Annotated in this window: 16 protein-coding genes and 1 tRNA gene; 8 read left to right on the top strand and 9 right to left on the bottom strand. The window is 57.9% G+C overall.

The window, feature by feature from the left end:
• The first annotated feature begins 252 nt into the window (after positions 1-252).
• From ACR0AC_RS00105 to ACR0AC_RS00140, 8 genes are all read left to right on the top strand, one after another.
• Positions 253-1113, top strand: a complete 861-nt coding sequence (locus tag ACR0AC_RS00105; RefSeq protein WP_170519742.1) for a DMT family transporter — start codon at positions 253-255, stop codon at positions 1111-1113.
• A gap of 133 nt (positions 1114-1246) precedes the next feature.
• Positions 1247-2377 (top strand): OmpP1/FadL family transporter, encoded by a 1131-nt coding sequence (locus ACR0AC_RS00110; protein WP_480581426.1) that lies wholly within the window; start codon positions 1247-1249, stop codon positions 2375-2377.
• A gap of 102 nt (positions 2378-2479) precedes the next feature.
• The gene (locus tag ACR0AC_RS00115) at positions 2480-3376 is read left to right on the top strand and encodes a DMT family transporter (RefSeq protein ID WP_480780517.1); all 897 of its coding nucleotides are present in this window, start codon (positions 2480-2482) and stop codon (positions 3374-3376) included.
• Positions 3377-3426: 50 nt separating this feature from the next.
• Complete coding sequence (locus tag ACR0AC_RS00120; RefSeq protein WP_480780516.1) at positions 3427-4299, top strand: ATPase; 873 nt, start codon at positions 3427-3429, stop codon at positions 4297-4299.
• Between the two features lie 38 nt (positions 4300-4337).
• A complete protein-coding gene (gene metA, locus ACR0AC_RS00125; RefSeq protein WP_170451156.1) occupies positions 4338-5255 on the top strand; it encodes a homoserine O-acetyltransferase MetA in 918 nt (305 codons plus the stop codon).
• Complete coding sequence (locus tag ACR0AC_RS00130) at positions 5245-6198, top strand: alpha/beta fold hydrolase (protein WP_480871597.1); 954 nt, start codon at positions 5245-5247, stop codon at positions 6196-6198. The genes metA and ACR0AC_RS00130 overlap by 11 nt, the downstream gene beginning before the upstream one ends.
• A gap of 49 nt (positions 6199-6247) precedes the next feature.
• The gene (gene ppk2 / locus ACR0AC_RS00135) at positions 6248-7117 is read left to right on the top strand and encodes a polyphosphate kinase 2 (RefSeq protein ID WP_480871598.1); all 870 of its coding nucleotides are present in this window, start codon (positions 6248-6250) and stop codon (positions 7115-7117) included.
• An 85-nt stretch (positions 7118-7202) separates the two neighbouring features.
• Positions 7203-7817: a TetR/AcrR family transcriptional regulator gene (locus ACR0AC_RS00140; protein WP_170451162.1), complete on the top strand. Its 615-nt coding sequence runs from the start codon at positions 7203-7205 to the stop codon at positions 7815-7817.
• A 6-nt stretch (positions 7818-7823) separates the two neighbouring features.
• On the opposite strand, the gene ACR0AC_RS00145 is transcribed toward ACR0AC_RS00140, so the two are convergent.
• From ACR0AC_RS00145 to ACR0AC_RS00185, 9 genes are all read right to left on the bottom strand, one after another.
• On the bottom strand, positions 7824-8882 hold the full coding sequence (locus tag ACR0AC_RS00145) for an adenylate/guanylate cyclase domain-containing protein (RefSeq protein WP_170734626.1): 1059 nt from the start codon (positions 8880-8882) through the stop codon (positions 7824-7826).
• The gene (locus tag ACR0AC_RS00150) at positions 8879-9247 is read right to left on the bottom strand and encodes a group I truncated hemoglobin (RefSeq protein WP_170451166.1); all 369 of its coding nucleotides are present in this window, start codon (positions 9245-9247) and stop codon (positions 8879-8881) included. Before ACR0AC_RS00150 ends, ACR0AC_RS00145 begins: the two co-directional genes overlap by 4 nt.
• Before the next feature lie 145 nt (positions 9248-9392).
• Positions 9393-10259 (bottom strand): urea carboxylase-associated family protein, encoded by an 867-nt coding sequence (locus tag ACR0AC_RS00155; protein ID WP_480871599.1) that lies wholly within the window; start codon positions 10257-10259, stop codon positions 9393-9395.
• A gap of 114 nt (positions 10260-10373) precedes the next feature.
• Complete coding sequence (locus ACR0AC_RS00160) at positions 10374-10964, bottom strand: YrbL family protein (RefSeq protein WP_480871600.1); 591 nt, start codon at positions 10962-10964, stop codon at positions 10374-10376.
• Between the two features lie 253 nt (positions 10965-11217).
• Positions 11218-11307 (bottom strand) — tRNA-Ser (locus tag ACR0AC_RS00165).
• Between the two features lie 113 nt (positions 11308-11420).
• Positions 11421-13856: a DUF3772 domain-containing protein gene (locus tag ACR0AC_RS00170; protein WP_480871601.1), complete on the bottom strand. Its 2436-nt coding sequence runs from the start codon at positions 13854-13856 to the stop codon at positions 11421-11423.
• Positions 13856-14890, bottom strand: a complete 1035-nt coding sequence (locus ACR0AC_RS00175; RefSeq protein ID WP_480625938.1) for a cysteine synthase A — start codon at positions 14888-14890, stop codon at positions 13856-13858. The genes ACR0AC_RS00170 and ACR0AC_RS00175 overlap by 1 nt, the downstream gene beginning before the upstream one ends.
• 68 nt (positions 14891-14958) lie before the next feature.
• Positions 14959-16074 carry an NUDIX domain-containing protein gene (locus tag ACR0AC_RS00180; RefSeq protein ID WP_480625937.1) on the bottom strand — a complete coding sequence of 372 codons (1116 nt, stop codon included), beginning with the start codon at positions 16072-16074 and terminating at the stop codon, positions 14959-14961.
• A 32-nt stretch (positions 16075-16106) separates the two neighbouring features.
• A complete protein-coding gene (locus tag ACR0AC_RS00185) occupies positions 16107-16547 on the bottom strand; it encodes a TrgA family protein (RefSeq protein WP_170451176.1) in 441 nt (146 codons plus the stop codon).
• Positions 16548-16557: the final 10 nt, after the last annotated feature.

The raw sequence follows: 16557 nt of genomic DNA on the forward strand, positions 1-16557 counted from the left end.
AAAAGCCGGGATTGGTGATCACCATCCCGGCTTTTTTGTTTACTGGCGCTGCTTCTGCGCCGACCTTAGGTTCTTAGGACCCTGCTGAACTCAGGCGTGACCCATTGCGCGATTCAGCGCAGATCCGTCAAAACCGGATTCAGGGTGCCCGATCCGCCCGAATCCGTTTAAGCCCTGTAAGACACAGGAACAAAGCGCGGAGGATGCGGGGTGGAGAAAGGATCGGTCCAGGTCTTCAAGGCCGGTTTCTGGATGATCGGCGCGATCCTGTCGTTTTCCTCGATGGCTGTCGCCGGGCGCGAACTGAGCCTGCATCACGACACGTTCGAAATCATGATGTATCGCAGCATCGTGGGCATCATTGTCGTCGCGACTGTGCTAAGCGCAATTCGCGGGTGGCATCAGGTCACCACCGAACGCCTGAGCCTTCATGCGATCCGGAACGCGCTGCATTTCACCGGACAGAATCTGTGGTTCTACGCGGTCGGGGTGATTCCTTTGGCACAGGTCTTCGCGCTGGAGTTCACGCAGCCGCTGTGGGTCATCCTGCTATCGCCGTTGTTTTTGAATGAGCGTCTGACAACACTCAAGGTCACTGCGGCCCTGATCGGTTTTGCAGGTATCCTCATCGTAACGCGTCCCGGCACCGCCCCGCTAAGCCCCGGCTTGATGATGGCTGCCGCCTCGGCGATTTTCTTCGCGTTTACAACGATAACCACCAAAAAGCTGACGCGGTTTGCAAGCATCGGATGCATCATGTTCTGGCTTGCCGTTATGCAGGCCGTTCTGGGGGCTGCGGCCGCAGGTCTGGACGGTCAGATCGCCCTTCCCACCCTGCAAACAGCGCCCTACTTGCTGTTGGTCGGGCTGGCCGGATTGCTGGCACATTTCTGTATTACCAACGCGTTAGCCATCGCTCCGGCCACTGTGGTCATCCCCTTTGACTTCGCGCGTCTCCCCACAATCGCCGTGGTCGGAATGCTTCTTTACAACGAGCCCATCGATCATTGGACAATGCTGGGGGCTGCCGTGATCTTCTCGGGGATTTTCCTGAACGTGTGGTCCGAGAATCGTAACAGTTTGGCAACAGTCCGCGACTCTAGTCGTAACTAGTAACGCACGGTCACGACTTGACCTTAAACTAACCGGAAAGAAAGTATCGGGCACATTTTTGCAGGTTGGTACGCAACTCACACTCAACGCGTAGCCGAAAGCACCTGCGAGGGACTGTAAAGGGAGGTTCAAAATGAAAAAAGCGCTACTGACGACATGTGCGCTTTGCTTTGGGGCGACAGCTGGTCATGCAGGTGGCCTGGATCGAAGCGGGCAAGGCATCAACCTGATCTTTGAGGAGGGATCGGTAGTTCAGTTTCGCCTTGGGTACACCAACCCAAGTGTATCGGGAACAATGCCTGCGTTAATCGGGCCAAATGCTGGTCAACCTGTCGATTCGGGCAACGTTGCAAATGACTTTTTTACACCGCACCTGGGGTACAAGACTGCTCTGACTGAACAGTTGGACTTTGCGATCATGTATGATCAACCTTTCGGCGCGGACATTGAATATGCCGATGATTACCCGCTGTCGATCAACCCAAACCCTGCTGGACGCCAGGATACTCTGAATGCAACCGCAGACACAGATGCTGTGACCGCGCTTTTGCGTTACAAATTTGACAACGGGTTCAGCGCACTGGGTGGCGTACGCGCGCAGCGCGTAAAGGCATCGGTTAGCGTACCACTTGTAGCCGGGTATGAAGTCAATACGGACGCGGACATTTCGTTCGGATATGTTGTCGGAGTCGCTTGGGAAAAACCGGAAATTGCTGCTCGTGTCGCACTGACTTATAACTCAAAGATCAGCCATAATCTCTCGCAAACCGAGGCACTTGATTCCACCGGTACGCTCAACTCAGGAACCGAGATCGAAACACCGCAATCGGTCAATCTGGATTTTCAGACTGGCGTCGCCCCGAAGACCCTGCTTTTCGGATCTATTCGTTGGGTTGACTGGCCTCAGCTCAACTTTTCGCCGCCGAATTATCCATTTAACCCACTTGTCGACTACGACAACGCCACCTATACCTATTCGCTCGGTCTTGGTTATCAGTTTTCCGACGAATTCTCTGGTGCGGTAACACTTGGCTATGAAACCGACGAGGGTGAACCAGTATCGAACCTTGGTCCGACCGACGGTTTCTGGAGCATCGGTGTCGGTGGAACATATTCGTTGGAAAAAGCCAAAATCTCGGGAGGCATCCGCTATACCGACATCGGCGATGCGACCGTGGACGGCGCAGGCCCCAACGCGCGCGCCGACTTCTCAGGCAACAGCGCCTGGAGTGTTGGTTTCCAGATCACCTACGCTTTGGACTGATCTGACCGATCACGCAAACACAAGGCCCCGCCCATTCGGCGGGGTCTTTTTTGTCGCATGTTTCGGGTCGCTTCGGCGTTCGCGTGGTGACAGGTTGGCCCTATGGAACCTCAGAAACATCTCTCATCCCGCGCCTGGGCCGAACTGTTGCTTCTTGGCCTGATCTGGGGCGCGTCCTTTGTGTCGATTCGCATTGCGCTGGATACGATCCCGGTGATGACTTCGGTCCTGCACCGCACGTTCTGGGCCATGGCCGCGCTGTGGCTGGTCGTTTGGATCAAGCGCCTTGAGCTGCCCACGGACCCACGAACCTGGCTGGCCTTCTTGATCATGGGTCTTTTGAACAATGCCGTTCCCTTCTCGCTGATGGCGTGGGGACAGTTGCACATCGACACCGGGCTTGTGGCTATTTTGAATGCGGCAACGGCGATCTTTGGCGTGCTGGTTGCGGCCTTATTCTTCGTGGATGAACGGCTGACAAAATCGCGCCTGACTGGAGTCGTTCTTGGGTTTGCGGGCGTCTCGGTCGCCATCGGCCTTGGCAACTTTGCAGGTTTCAACCTGCAAAGCCTGGCTCAGCTCGCCGTTTTGGCGGGCACGGTGTCTTATGCCTTCGCCAGCGTGTGGGGCCGAAAACACCTGTCCGGCATGTCCCCTGTCGTCGCAGCGGCGGGTATGCTGACCGGCGCGACGCTCTTGATCCTGCCGATCACGCTGATGGTTGATGGCGTGCCAACCCTGCGCCTTCCGGCGGCAACATGGGCGGCCATTGGATACTATGCCATCGTCGCAACGGCGGGGGCCTATCTTCTGTATTACCGGGTTCTGGCAATGGCTGGCAGCGGCAACTTGATGCTGGTCACTTTGGTCATCCCGCCCGTCGCCATTGTCCTTGGCGCGGGGCTAAGGGACGAAGCGCTGCCGCCCAATGCCTATGTCGGTTTTGCAATCCTTGCCTTTGGGCTGGTAATCCTGAACCGCTCGGGCAAGCGCGATTGACGCGGTCCCCTGCCCGTTCTAGCAAAGGCAAAACTAAGGGACAGCACAACATGATCTACGGCTCGGCAAAGGATTGGCGCAGCGCTGCGCGGAAGAAAGTGCTGTTTTTCGGCATGTCGGGCCTGGGCAAAACCTATGTGTCGAACATCCTGCGGGATTCGGGCGACTGGTTTCATTACTCGATCGATTACCGGATCGGCACGCGCTACATGGGTGAATACATCACCGACAATGCCAAGGCCGAGGCGATGAAGGTGCCGTTTCTGCGCGATCTGCTTTTGTCGGATTCGATATATATCGGCTCAAACATTTCATTCGAGAACCTGACACCCGTTGCCGCCTATCTGGGCAAGCCCGGCGATCCGGTCAAAGGCGGGCTTGAGATGCCCGAATACCGCCGCCGTCAGGAACAGTTCCGACTGGCCGAGATTCATGCCTTGCTGGATACCGAGTATTTCATCGACCGGGCGCAACGTCTGTATCACTACCCGCATTTCATCTGCGACACCGGCGGGTCGATCTGCGAATGGGTCGATCCCAATGATCCGTCTGATCAAGTAATGACCGAACTGTCCAAGCACACGCTTATGATCTGGCTGAAGGGGGACGAGGATCACACGGCAGAGCTTGTCCGCCGCTTCGACAAAGCTCCGAAACCGATGTCCTATCAGGCCGAATTCCTGACTCGCGTGTGGACCGACTATCTGGACCAGCACGGCTGCGCCGAGGCCGAGGTCGATCCGAATGCCTTCATCCGCTGGACCTATGCACAGGCGCTGGCCCATCGTCAGCCCAGATATGCGGCCATGGCCAAAAACTGGGGCATCACCATCACCGCCGATGAGATCGGCAAGGTGCGCGACGCGGCCGATTTCGATGAGTTGATCGAACGCGCCCTTGAGACCCAACCCAAGAACGCCTAACTACAAGCTTCTGTAAAAACCCAAAAAAGCCTGAACCGATGCCGATCAAGATCCCCTCAGACCTGCCTGCCTTTGACGTCCTGACCAAGGAAGGCGTTATGGTCATGGCCGAGGATCAGGCAATGCGTCAGGATATCCGCCCCCTGAAGATCGGGTTGCTGAATCTGATGCCCAAGAAGATTCAGACGGAAAACCAGTTCGCACGTCTGATCGGTGCGACGCCACTGCAGATCGATCTGTCCCTGATCCGCATGACCGAGCATCGGACCAAGAACACCGCAGCCGAACATATGGCCGAGTTCTACCGCCCTTTTCAGGAGGTCAAGGATCAGAAATTCGACGGTCTGATCATTACCGGCGCGCCGATTGAACATCTGGAATTTCCGGATGTCACCTATTGGGACGAAATCAGCGAAGTGTTTGAGTGGACCCAGACCAACGTGCATTCCACCTTCGGCGTCTGTTGGGGCGGGATGGCGATGATCAACCATTTCCACGGCGTCAAAAAGCACATGCTGGATGCCAAAGCGTTTGGCTGTTTCCGACACCGGAACCTGAACGCGGCGTCTCCGTTCCTGCGCGGCTTCTCGGATGATTGCGTCATTCCGGTCAGCCGCTGGACCGAAATGAAACAGGCCGAGATTGACGGCGCACCGGGGCTGAACACCCTGCTGGGCAGCGACGATGTGGGCCCCTGTCTGGTCGAGGATCCGGGGCATCGTGCGCTCTATATCTTCAACCATTTCGAATATGACAGCGATACGTTGAAGCAGGAATATGACCGGGACGTGGCCAATGGCACGCCGATCAATGTGCCGATGAACTACTACCCCGATGACGACCCGACCCGGACGCCGCAAAACCGCTGGCGCAGCCACGCGCATCTTTTGTACGGAAACTGGATCAACGAGATATACCAGACCACACCATTCGACATGGACGAAATTGGCCGTTAAGCTTCTGATATCATTTGCCGTACTCGTTCTTGGCTTTGCCGCGTTCACCGCGTGGCGCAGCGCCCAGATCGAAGCGCGGGCCGAAGCTGCCTTTCCACCGGAAGGTCAAATTCTGGACGTCGATGGGATCGCAGTCCACGCTGTCGTGATGGGCGAAGGCCCCGATGTGGTACTGATCCACGGGTCCAGCGGAAACACGCGCGACATGACCTTTGCGTTGGCGCCAATCCTTGCCCAGACCTACCGTGTCATCGTGTTTGACCGTCCGGGGCTAGGCTATTCCGCCAGTTTCAATCCTGACGGAGAAACCATCACCGAACAGGCTGACATCCTGCAAAAGGCTGCCGCTCAGCTAGGGGCCGATAAACCCATCGTCGCTGGCCAAAGCTATGGCGGATCCGTCTCGCTTGCCTGGGCCGTAACGCGGCCCGACAATATCTCGGCCCTTGTTCTGATCGCCCCGGCCGCCATCCCATGGGAGACGCCGCTTGATGGGTTCAACCGCCTCGCCTCGACCCCTGTCGGGAACACGCTCGCCCTGCCCCTGATCACGTCTTACGTGCCGGGTTGGTATGTCGAACAGGCGATGGACAAGGTCTTTGCCCCGCAGACAGCCCCCGAAGGATACGCCGCGCATTTCGGACCCGGCCTGACCATGCGCCGGGCCTCGATGCACGCCAATGCCAAACAACGCGCCAACCTGCTGGACGAAGTCGCCGCGTTACAACCCCGTTATGCCGAGATTTCGGTGCCGACGGAAATCCTGCACGGCACCGCCGACGATACGGTCGGGCTCGAATGGCACTCGCATCGCCTGATCGATCAGATACCAGGCGCCGAATTGATTGAACTGCCCGGCATCGGTCACATGCCACAGGTCGTGGCTGCCGAGGAAGTCGCCGCCGCAATCAACCGGGCTGCGCAGCGTGCGGGTTTGCGTTAGGCGGGCACCTAATCCATAGTAAGAAATGGATTTTATTGCGAGGTGATGCATGGCCCGGTCCGAAAAAGGCTCCATCGATAACTACTTCCGCAAAGGCGCGCCGAAGGATGTGCGCGACCTGATCAAAAAGGCAAAAAAGGGCGAGATCCTGAACCCGACCTACCCCTATGCGGAAAAGATGAAGTTCAAGGACTATGAGGCGCAGATCGAGGCGTTGCAGATCGAACTGGTCAAAATGCAATCCTGGGTCAAAGAGACCGGTCAGCGGGTTGCAATCATCTTCGAAGGCCGCGACGCGGCGGGCAAAGGCGGCACGATCAAACGCTTTCGCGAAAACCTGAACCCGCGCGGCGCACGCAATGTGGCACTGGCCAAACCGTCCGACGCCGAACGCAGCCAGTGGTATTTCCAGCGTTATATCCAACATCTGCCCACGGCTGGGGAAATCGTGTTCTTCGACCGCAGCTGGTACAATCGCGGTGTGGTTGAAAACGTTTTTGGCTTTTGCGAGCCTGAACAACGCGAACGTTTCTTTCGTCAGGTTCTGCCGCTGGAAACCGGGCTGGTGAATGACGGTATCCACCTGTTCAAGTTCTGGCTGAATGTCGGGCGCGCCGAACAGCTGAACCGGTTCCTCGCGCGAGAAACCGACCCGCTGAAGCAATGGAAACTCAGCCCCATTGATGTGGCGGGATTGAACAAATGGGACGAATACACTCAGTCGATCTCGGAGACTTTGACCCGATCCCATACCGAGCATTGCCCCTGGACCATCGTCCGATCAGACGACAAGAAACGCGCCCGCATCGCAGCGATTCAGACGGTTCTTGGCGCGCTGGACTATGATGAAAAAGACAAGGGCGCGGTGGGCAAAATCGACCCAAAGATCTGCGGCGGGCCAGAGATTTGGGACGCGTAGGCACGCAGCACCAAGTGATGGACGCTCAGACACAGGTGGACTATGTCTTTGCTTCCCAAGGAATGAAAACTGACCTGAGGCCAGGATGACGAAACGCGGTTACCACCATGGAAACCTGAAACAAGCCCTGATTGAGGCTGCGTTGTCCCTGATCGAGGAAAAAGGCCCAACGGGGTTCACTCTGTCCGAGGCGGCGAAGACGGCCGGGGTCACGCCAGCGGCTGTTTATCGGCACTACCACGGGCGTGAAGATCTGATTGCAGAAGCTGCCAAGCAAGGCTTCGAGATGTTTGCCGACCTGATGCAGTACGCCTATGACAAAGGCCAGCCCTCGGCCCTTGCCGCGTTCGAGGCGACGGGCCGCGCCTATCTGGCTTTTGCCCGCAAACATCCCGGCCACTATATCGCGATGTTCGAAAGCGGCGTGTCTCTGAACCGCACGCCCGAGCTGTCTCTGGCGGCCAATCGTGCCAAGAACGTGTTGGAAAAGGCCGCAGCCGATCTGTCGCAACATATTCCACCGGAAAAGCGCCCGCCTGCCTCGATGTTCAGCGCACATATCTGGGCGATGAGCCATGGGGTTGTCGAACTCTACGCCCGCAACACGGGCGCAACGTCGCCCTTCCCGCCCGAGGACCTGCTGGAAAGTGGTATCGGTATCTATCTGCGTGGATTGGGGTTGGTGCCGCAGGACGACTGAACCGGTTCAGACCCGCTGACTGTTTTGCGGTACGCTCAGGCCAGAGGTGACATTGATCAGGTTCATCTGCCCCATGCCCTTTATGTCGACAAGACCGATATCCGAGACCTGAAATTCGTCGATCAGGGCGTATTTCATTTCCTCCGGCGCGACGATATTCATCGGGTTTGCAAAGACTTGCAGACGCGCGGCGGTGTTCACCGCTGGACCAAAGACGTCATAGACGTATTTCTGGATACCCACGACCGACCCGACCGCAGCCCCCATGCCCAACCCGACACGTGCCTGCCATTTATGGGGGTGGCTTTCATTGCGGCGTTCGAGATAGCGCAGAAACCGCACGGCACAATGGGCCACGGCGGTTGCGTGATCCGGCGTCGCATCGGGCATGCCCGAAACGGCCAGATAGGCGTCACCGATCGTCTTGATCCTCTCGCATCCGAACTGTTCTACGATCCGGTCAAAGGCTGTGAAGATGTCGTTCAACTCGCTCAGCGTCACTGTCGGATCGGTTTTCGCGGCAAAGTCGGTGAAGCCGACAAAATCCAGCATCACGACCGAGACCTGATCGTACAATTGCGGGGTCACAACGCCAAAGGTCTTGAACTCTTCGTACACCGCGCGCGGCATCACGTTCAGCAGCAGACGTTCGACCCGTTCCTTTTCGCGCTCCAACTCTCGGGTGTTGCGCTCCACCATGGTCGAGTAGCTGTCGATCATGCTTTCAAGTTCGCGAATGCGCGTGATGTTCTGGCATTCGATGATCAGAACCTGCTCGGACAGGCCATTGGCCAATGACACTGTGACCGCAAAGATCAAGGTCCGGCGTCTGGGCTTGATCTGCAACTCGACCGAGTAGCGCAGGCCAGATTGTTTGACGTCATCCAACTCTCTCAGATCAAGATCGGGCACCAGATCCAGCAGCGTTTGACCCTCCTCTGGCTTGCCGAACCATTCGGCGAAAGAGCCATTGTGAAAGACAAACTCCAGATCCTCGGCCCGCACCACGGCCACGCCGACGCCAATAGCGCGTAACAATTGCTCGTTGATGGCATGGATGCTCATGCAGCGTCCCGGGCGACGATGATCGACCGTTTTCCTTCAATCGCGCCAAGGGCTGTCTTGATGTCGGGCTCTGACATACCGTGCATTTCCAGCGCCTCGCCGAACAACACGGCCATGGCGTCGAAATCCTCATGGCTGATGTTGAGATGGCGATGAACCGCCTCGATCCTGTCGTCACTGAATGCAGCAGGCCCCCCGATCAGAGAGGAAACGAATTTGGTTTGATGGTCGATCAGGCGCGGCATATCGATATCTTCGAAATAGTCGCCGATCTCGTCGGAATCCAATGCCATTTCGTAGAAGGACATCACCACCCGGCTGATCGTTTTGAAACCACCGTATTTCTCATAAAGCGTCTGTGTCACACCAATACCCGGGCGTTACCAATTGAATAACGCCACAAGACTATAACAAATTCCGATTTTTGTTAACGTTTATCAGACTTAAGGGTCTATTCGCCTGTTGTGGGGCTGTTTTTTGAACCCGGAAAGCGCCGCGAAATATCCAAACTCAATCCGTTCCATGTGTGCGGCTATAGGCCGAAACGGCCGGTGGTTCATGCGCAGCACGGGCTGTTTCACCGGGGTCGTAGACCTCGATCAACAACGGGTAGCAAGCGGCGGTGTCCGAGGAATGCTCGGACGAACAATCCCCGCCCGGGCAGGCCGACAGACCAACGATCAGATCAATCTCGGCGTAAAACTCAAGGTAATCTCCCGGACGCACCGGGCTGGCCTTCATGAAATACTGACCGGTGTCCCGCGTGAATCCGGTGCACATGAAAACGTTCAACACGTCATGCACGTGCATCTCGGCCTCGTGCAGCGGCAGACTGCAATGCCGGGACAAGGCGCGTGTCAAATTGGAATGGCAGCAATAGTGGTAGTCATCACCAGACAACAGACGACCGGTATACGGGTCACAGCGCGTCCCGATAACATCGTGGACCGAGCCGCCGAACTCATCGAATCCATACCAGTCCAGAGTGTCGTCAATGATGGTCGCCATCGGGCGCATGGCAGGGAAACTCGACCACATCCGGTCTCCGGTCGACAGATGCGTGCCATGCAACGCGCGGGTTTTTCCGGAATAGAACCGCTCGGTCAGATCGTGCTTGTTCCACAGGTTCAGATCGCCGACCTGAGACCCCTGCACCGACACAATTCGAAAAAACGCGCCTGCGGGGACGTCGATACACGCCGCATCCCGAGGGGCCGCAGTGATCTCGGCGGATTTGACGGCTGCGTTGCGCAGGGCACGCAGCCCAGCCAGGTCCGGCGGGTCCAGCGTGTCTGGCGGATAGCAGATGACAGGTTTTATGGTTTTGCGCTGAGACGCATCCGCAGGTGGCGTGGAGTTCGGGATTTCAAGTTTCACGGCGCACCTCTTGGCGAAAGACAATCAAATTGACGAACCCTGTAAGGGATAGAGCAAATCAGGCCGAACCGCCAAGGCCCGGAATCACAAATGCGCACCCCTTTCCGACACGCGTCAGCGCGCCATACGCGCGCGCCGCCGGGCGATTGATTGCCGAAAGGCCCAATCGCTGAACACGGTCAAAGGGAACAGAACCCGCTCACCCAGACCATCGATCACCACAAGCCGTCCGCCGCGTTCCTGTGCGCGGACGATGTTCTCGGTCCCCATGTCGCCCACGATGATGCGACCGCGTTCCAGATCATCCAAAAGCTCTAGCAAATCGGCCTTCAGCTTTTTCTGCACCTGAGGTTTGCCCTTCGCGGCGACGAACTCGGAATGCAGTGAGGGCGCGAGGCCTCCGTCCGGCCCGGTCATTTTTTCAACCACTATGGCTGGCCCCCGAGAGGTGGGCGCATAGCCCATGAACCGCGCCAGACGCTCAATCTCGGGACACCCACGATTTAGGGCCGCCAGGTATTCATTCGCCTCACGCGCCCACTGACGCAGATTTCCGTACCGCCATTCGGCATAGCGCGGAATGAGGTGGTTGCGCTTTGGCTCATCAACCCGAACCTTCAACAAGGCGTTTTCCAGTTCAGGATGTTGGAATATCTCGTAATTCTGGCTTTTGCGCAGCGGCGCATTACCGTCCAGCTCAATCATTTTGTTTTTTGTCCTGTCTGCCGATACGCAGAGTTTTCCGCTTGAGGCGAATATAATCCCGTCATCAATTCGTTACAATGCAAGCAGTTGGCGCACCGGCGCTGACGGCTTGGAAATTGGACTGTGAGTTGGGTGAAAGTGGCGGAAACGAAGGAACTTTGTACGAACCTCGCAAGCTCTCATCGTTCCTTGGGAACGACTGCCGCTCAGCGCTTTGATCAGAAGATGGTTGGCCTTTCTCACGAAAGTCCTGTGGCGGAGAGACAGGGATTCGAACCCTGGAGACGGTTTCCCGCCTACACACTTTCCAGGCGTGCGCCTTCGACCACTCGGCCACCTCTCCGTGACGGCGATATTTGGACCAATGCCGGTGGATTTGCAAGGGCCGAATTCAGGGAAAGTGAACGGTTTCAAACAAATCCGTGACGTCAAAATCCGATGCCGTCTATGGACGGTTCAAAGCTCATCCCCGGCGTCAGGGTCCAAATCCGCCTCGGTCATTTGGATCGGGGCAGACGTCGCCTTTTTCGCGGCCTCGGGTTCTTTCTCAGGCGGCTCGGACGGGCCTTGGGGCGCCGGGTGCAGAACTTCGGGGTTGCGCAGCCACAGATCACGCTGCGCAAACGGGATCTCGATCCCGGCCTCGGCAAAGCGGCGGTTGATTTCGTGGTTCATGTCGGATTTCACCGACAGAACCCAGTTCACGTCGCGCAGGATGGCCCGGATTTCGAAATCCAGCGAATCCGCGCCAAAGCCCTGGAACACCACGCTGGGCGCAGGGTTCGCCAGAACCATCGGATGGGAATTTGCGATCTCACCCAGAATCGTTTCGACTTGCTGCGTGTCAGTGCCATAGGCCACGCCCACCGGCACGATCACCCGCCCGATGGTATTGCCCCGCGTATAGTTCGTAACCACGCCGCTGATCAGGTCCGAGTTCGGAACGATCACATCTGTTCGGTCGAAGGTCTCAATCGTCGTGGACCGGACCGAGATATCGCGCACATAGCCCATCATCCCGTTCACATCGATCCAATCCCCCTTCGAAATCGGGCGCTCGACCAGCAGGATAATGCCCGAGACGAAATTCGACACGATGGTTTGCAGACCAAATCCGATCCCGACAGACAGCGCCCCGGCCACAATCGCAAGCGAGGACAGATCGAACCCGGCCACCATAATCGCGATCAGCGCAGCAATGGTGATCCCGACATAGCCGGACCCAGCCACAATCGCGTTCTGGCCACCTGGATCAATTTTTGTTTTGGGCAACAAAGAGTTGCGCAACCCGCTTTGAACCAGCCGCGTCACCGTATAGCCGATGGCAAATACGGCCACAAAGGTCAGGAAATTGCTGGGTGAAATTGTGACCCCACCGATGTCGAAGCCCAGCAGAATGCGCGTCCAGACCTCGATCAGATCAGTCTCGCGCGCGCCCCAGTAGATGGCCAGAACGGGCACCGACAGGATCGCAAGCGCAAACCCCAGCAGAACCGAAAATAATGAGTCGCGCGCGGCGTCGCCCTGCCCCGTTATCCAACCATAAACCGTTGTCAGGAAGCGCTGCGCGATCACCAGCGCCGCAATCAGGATCAGCGTCTTGACCGCCGGAAAAACAATGGCCTCGGCTGCATTCGTATAGCCGAACATCGCCAGAACCGGCGTCGCGATGCCAAGCAGGAACAGCACACGACGCAGCAGCTCGATCAGTTGGCTCAGGCTTGCGCCGCGGGTTGACGCGTTTGGGTCGACCTCATCCTGTTGGACGTCATTGGTCCGGATATGGCGCACCCGCAGCAGAAGCAACGCGGTCATGACAACAACCGGGAAGCTGACAACAGCCCGCGTCGCGTCCGAGATATTTTCGATCTGATCGAACAGAATGGCCAGTTCGTGCAAAATCAGCATGATGGCCAGCAGATCCAGATAGACCCGCAATTCCTTGATTTTATTTGCTGACAGGCGGCGGAAATTCTGCGCCTCTCCGATCAGATAGATCTGCCGACCGATCCAATCGTAGAAGAAAATGATCGCGGCCCAATACGGAACGCTTTGCAACAGAAAGGTGCCACGCAAGCCCAGCACCCCGGTCAGCGTGATCGCCTGAACGGCGGCCCAGACACCCAACCAGGGCAGAGCAATGCGGAACAGCGAGACGACAAAGGTCCAGACCCCGGTGCCCCCACCGCCCAGTTTACGCAGGTAGTCCCCGCCTCTTTCCGACCAATAACGCCCAAAGATCAGCAGAACCGCCGAGGCAACCATCAACAGAAAAATGCCCAGACCGCGCTCGCGGATTTGTTCGCGGACGGAATCTGTACGCAGGTTCTTGGCGGTCTCGTTGAACAGGCTGCGGGTGGCTTCGGTCACATCCGCCCAGGCCGGCCGCCAATAGATCGGGTTGATCGGGGACGGACCACGCTGCAACAGCTCTTTTTTCTGGCGGTCCCGGATGATCCGGTCAATCTCGCTGATCAACCCGTTGGCCCTGCTATAGGCCTCTTCCGAGATGATCCGGGGGACGCGCAGGCTGTTGAGTTGTTCGTCCAGATGCGCGCGCAACATCGCCAGTTGTTCTGGTTCTTCGGTATCACCGTCCGGCTTTGGACCTAGCGCCTTGATCTGGCCTTCCAATGTCTGAATGCGGTCAGTGTTTGCCCCGCGCGCCTGATTAAAGTCCTCGCGGTAAGTGTTTATTTCAGAACGTAAATTTTCTAACGCAGCGTTCGAGGCCCTGTTGGCCTCGATCACCGTTTCGGCCCGGTCCGCCGTCTTGATCCAGCCCTGATAGTATTCGCTCTGCCGGTCGGTCAGTTGCGCGGAGGCCGCGCCGACAAACCCGAACAGACACAGGGCAACCAGAACAAGGCACAGGCGGACCTGCTGCAGCATCATACGTCCTCGAACACGCCCGGAATGCTGCGGGGTGCTTCGGTCATCCAATCCGGTACCGGCAGTTCTTTTTCACGCAGGAATTCCGGGTTGAACAGCTTGGACTGATAGCGCGTGCCATAGTCGCACAGGATGGTCACGATAGTATGGCCGGGGCCCAGATCCTTGGCCAGACGCACCGCGCCCGCCATGTTGATCGCGGTTGAACCGCCCATAACCAGACCTTCCTCGCGCAGCAGATCGAAGATCAGGGGCAGCGCCTCATTGTCGGTCATCTGGTACGAAAAGTCCGGCGTGAAGCCTTCCAGGTTCTTGGTGATGCGCACCTGTCCGATGCCTTCGGCGATCGAGCTGCCCTCCATCGCGATCTCACCGGTGGTGTAGTAGGAGTAAAGCCCTGCCCCCATCGGATCGACCAGGCCGATCTTCACACCTTTGGGCTGCAAAGCGTCGGCCACACCGGCCAGCGTTCCGCCTGAACCTACGGCACAGACAAAACCGTCCACCTTTCCATCGGTCTGTTCCCAAATCTCGGGGCCGGTGGTTTCCACATGGGCCTGACGGTTGGCGATATTGTCGAACTGGTTGGCCCAGATCGCGCCATTGGGTTCGGTTTGCGCCAGTTCCTCGGCCAGACGGCGCGAGTAATGCACAAAGTTGTTTGGGTTGCGATACGGCGCCGCCGGAACCTGAACCAGTTGCGCGCCGGCAAGGCGCAGCATGTCTTTCTTTTCTTCCGACTGGGTTTCCGGAATCACGATCACCGTCTTGAAGCCCATTGAGGCACCAACCAGCGCCAAGCCGATCCCGGTATTGCCCGCCGTGCCTTCGACAATGGTGCCACCGGGTTTCAACTGACCCCGCGCGACCGCATCGCGGATGATATAAAGCGCCGCGCGGTCCTTGACCGACTGTCCCGGGTTCATGAACTCGGCCTTGCCGAGGATTTCGCATCCGGTCTCTTCACTGATGCGCTTCAGCCGGATCAGCGGTGTTTTCCCGACTGCGTCGGCAAGGTCTCGTGCAATGCGCATGGCGCCCTCTTGTCGTTTGGTATCAGGGAAGATTTACAGCCGAGCCGCCGCAACCACAAGCGCGATAGTCACTGGCGCAAACGGTCCCGGTGACGGGCCAGCCAATGGGCCAGCGACAGCAAGGGCAAATCCTTGAAGGCATGGCTGTCCACAAGACTGATGAATTCCGAATACGGCAGAATTCGGGTGCGAATATCCTCGCCTTCGCTGTCCAATCCGCCTGCGTCGGTCGTTTCGGTCAAAGCTCCAAGACCGACATACAGATAGACATACTCGGTCGAAGACCCGCTTGAGGAATAGGCCCCACCCGCAAACTCTAGCGCATCGAGCGTGACCTGAGCCTCCTCCAACGCCTCGCGATGGGCCGCCTGTTCCGGTGTTTCGCCAGCGTCGATCATGCCCGCCACCGGCTCCCACATCCAGGGCTCGGGGTCTTCGATCAGGAAGATCGGGGGGCGGAACTGCTCGACCAGCATCACGGTGTCCTGCACCGGGTCATAGGGCAGAACCACAACCGCGCTGCCCTGCATCAGGCTGTTGCGGTTCAGAACAGGACCCATCGAACCGTCGTGCTGGCGGTGCTGTAGCTGGATTTCCTCTATGCCGAAGTAATCGACATAGGCGCGTGTATGACTGTGGACGACAACATCCGTTGCCGTATCGCGCGGATCACCCGAGCGGCGCTGCCGGGCAAACAACTTGGCCTGGGCGCGAGTCTGTATTGCCGGGATGCTGCGGGTCATCTTTTTGGCATCAACCTTGCCGAAATAGGCCATCTCCTCTTCGGCGGCCAGCGCGGTGACCTCGCCCAGTTTCTCGGCCCACCGCTCCAGCGACCAAAGACCCGCAGGCACCCAGGCACCGGGGGCCGGGAAAAACACCTGAGCGGTCGTCGTGCTGCCATCGGGTAAGGCTACGGCCAAGGGCTGCAAATCATAGTCAAACCCGCCTTCGTAATAGGCCAGTCGTGCCAGATCCTGCTTGGTCAGGTCGCGGGCCAAAAGGCCGTCGGCCTCAGCCCCCGGCATTGGCTGGATCATCGGAAAGTCCTCTCCTACCACCGCATGAACTGCATGATCCGGCAGACTGGCAGGGGTCAGCGACACATCCCCAGCGGACCGACCCAGCACGCGTTCCAGCAGTGGAACGTAGCGCAGGGTGCCGTAAAAGAACAAATCAGACACGGGTGAACAGCTTTCCTGTCGGGTTGAGGGTATCAGCGCCAGCGTCGGCTGGCGATTTCCGTGGCCAGACCGGCCAGAACCGACCCGACGGCCAGAGTGATCAGGATTTCCGGAACCAGCAGCAACCGCCCATAGTCGACACCGATCACGAAGATCGCCTTGAGCGCCTCGAACGGGCCGTCATAGCGGTTGCGCATGGCAAGGCGAAACATCTCGTAACAGCCCTGCACAAACAGCGCCCAGAACACCAGCGAGGCCACGCCGGTCAGCCCGTTGTTGATCCCGGCAGTCCAGCCGCGCCCTGCCCGTTTGCCCATGATTTTCCAGCCACATGCGACAGCGATTACAAGGTTCACCACGGTAAAATAGCCGTAATCCTTACCCTCTTCCCCGTTGTTGATAACCATGCTGGAGACCAGAAAGGCCACCACCGCAAGACAAAGGGCGGCAACTAATCGCGCGGCTGTGGGCATTTACGAATTC

It is taken from the genome of Ruegeria sp. H7 (genome assembly GCF_056532945.1).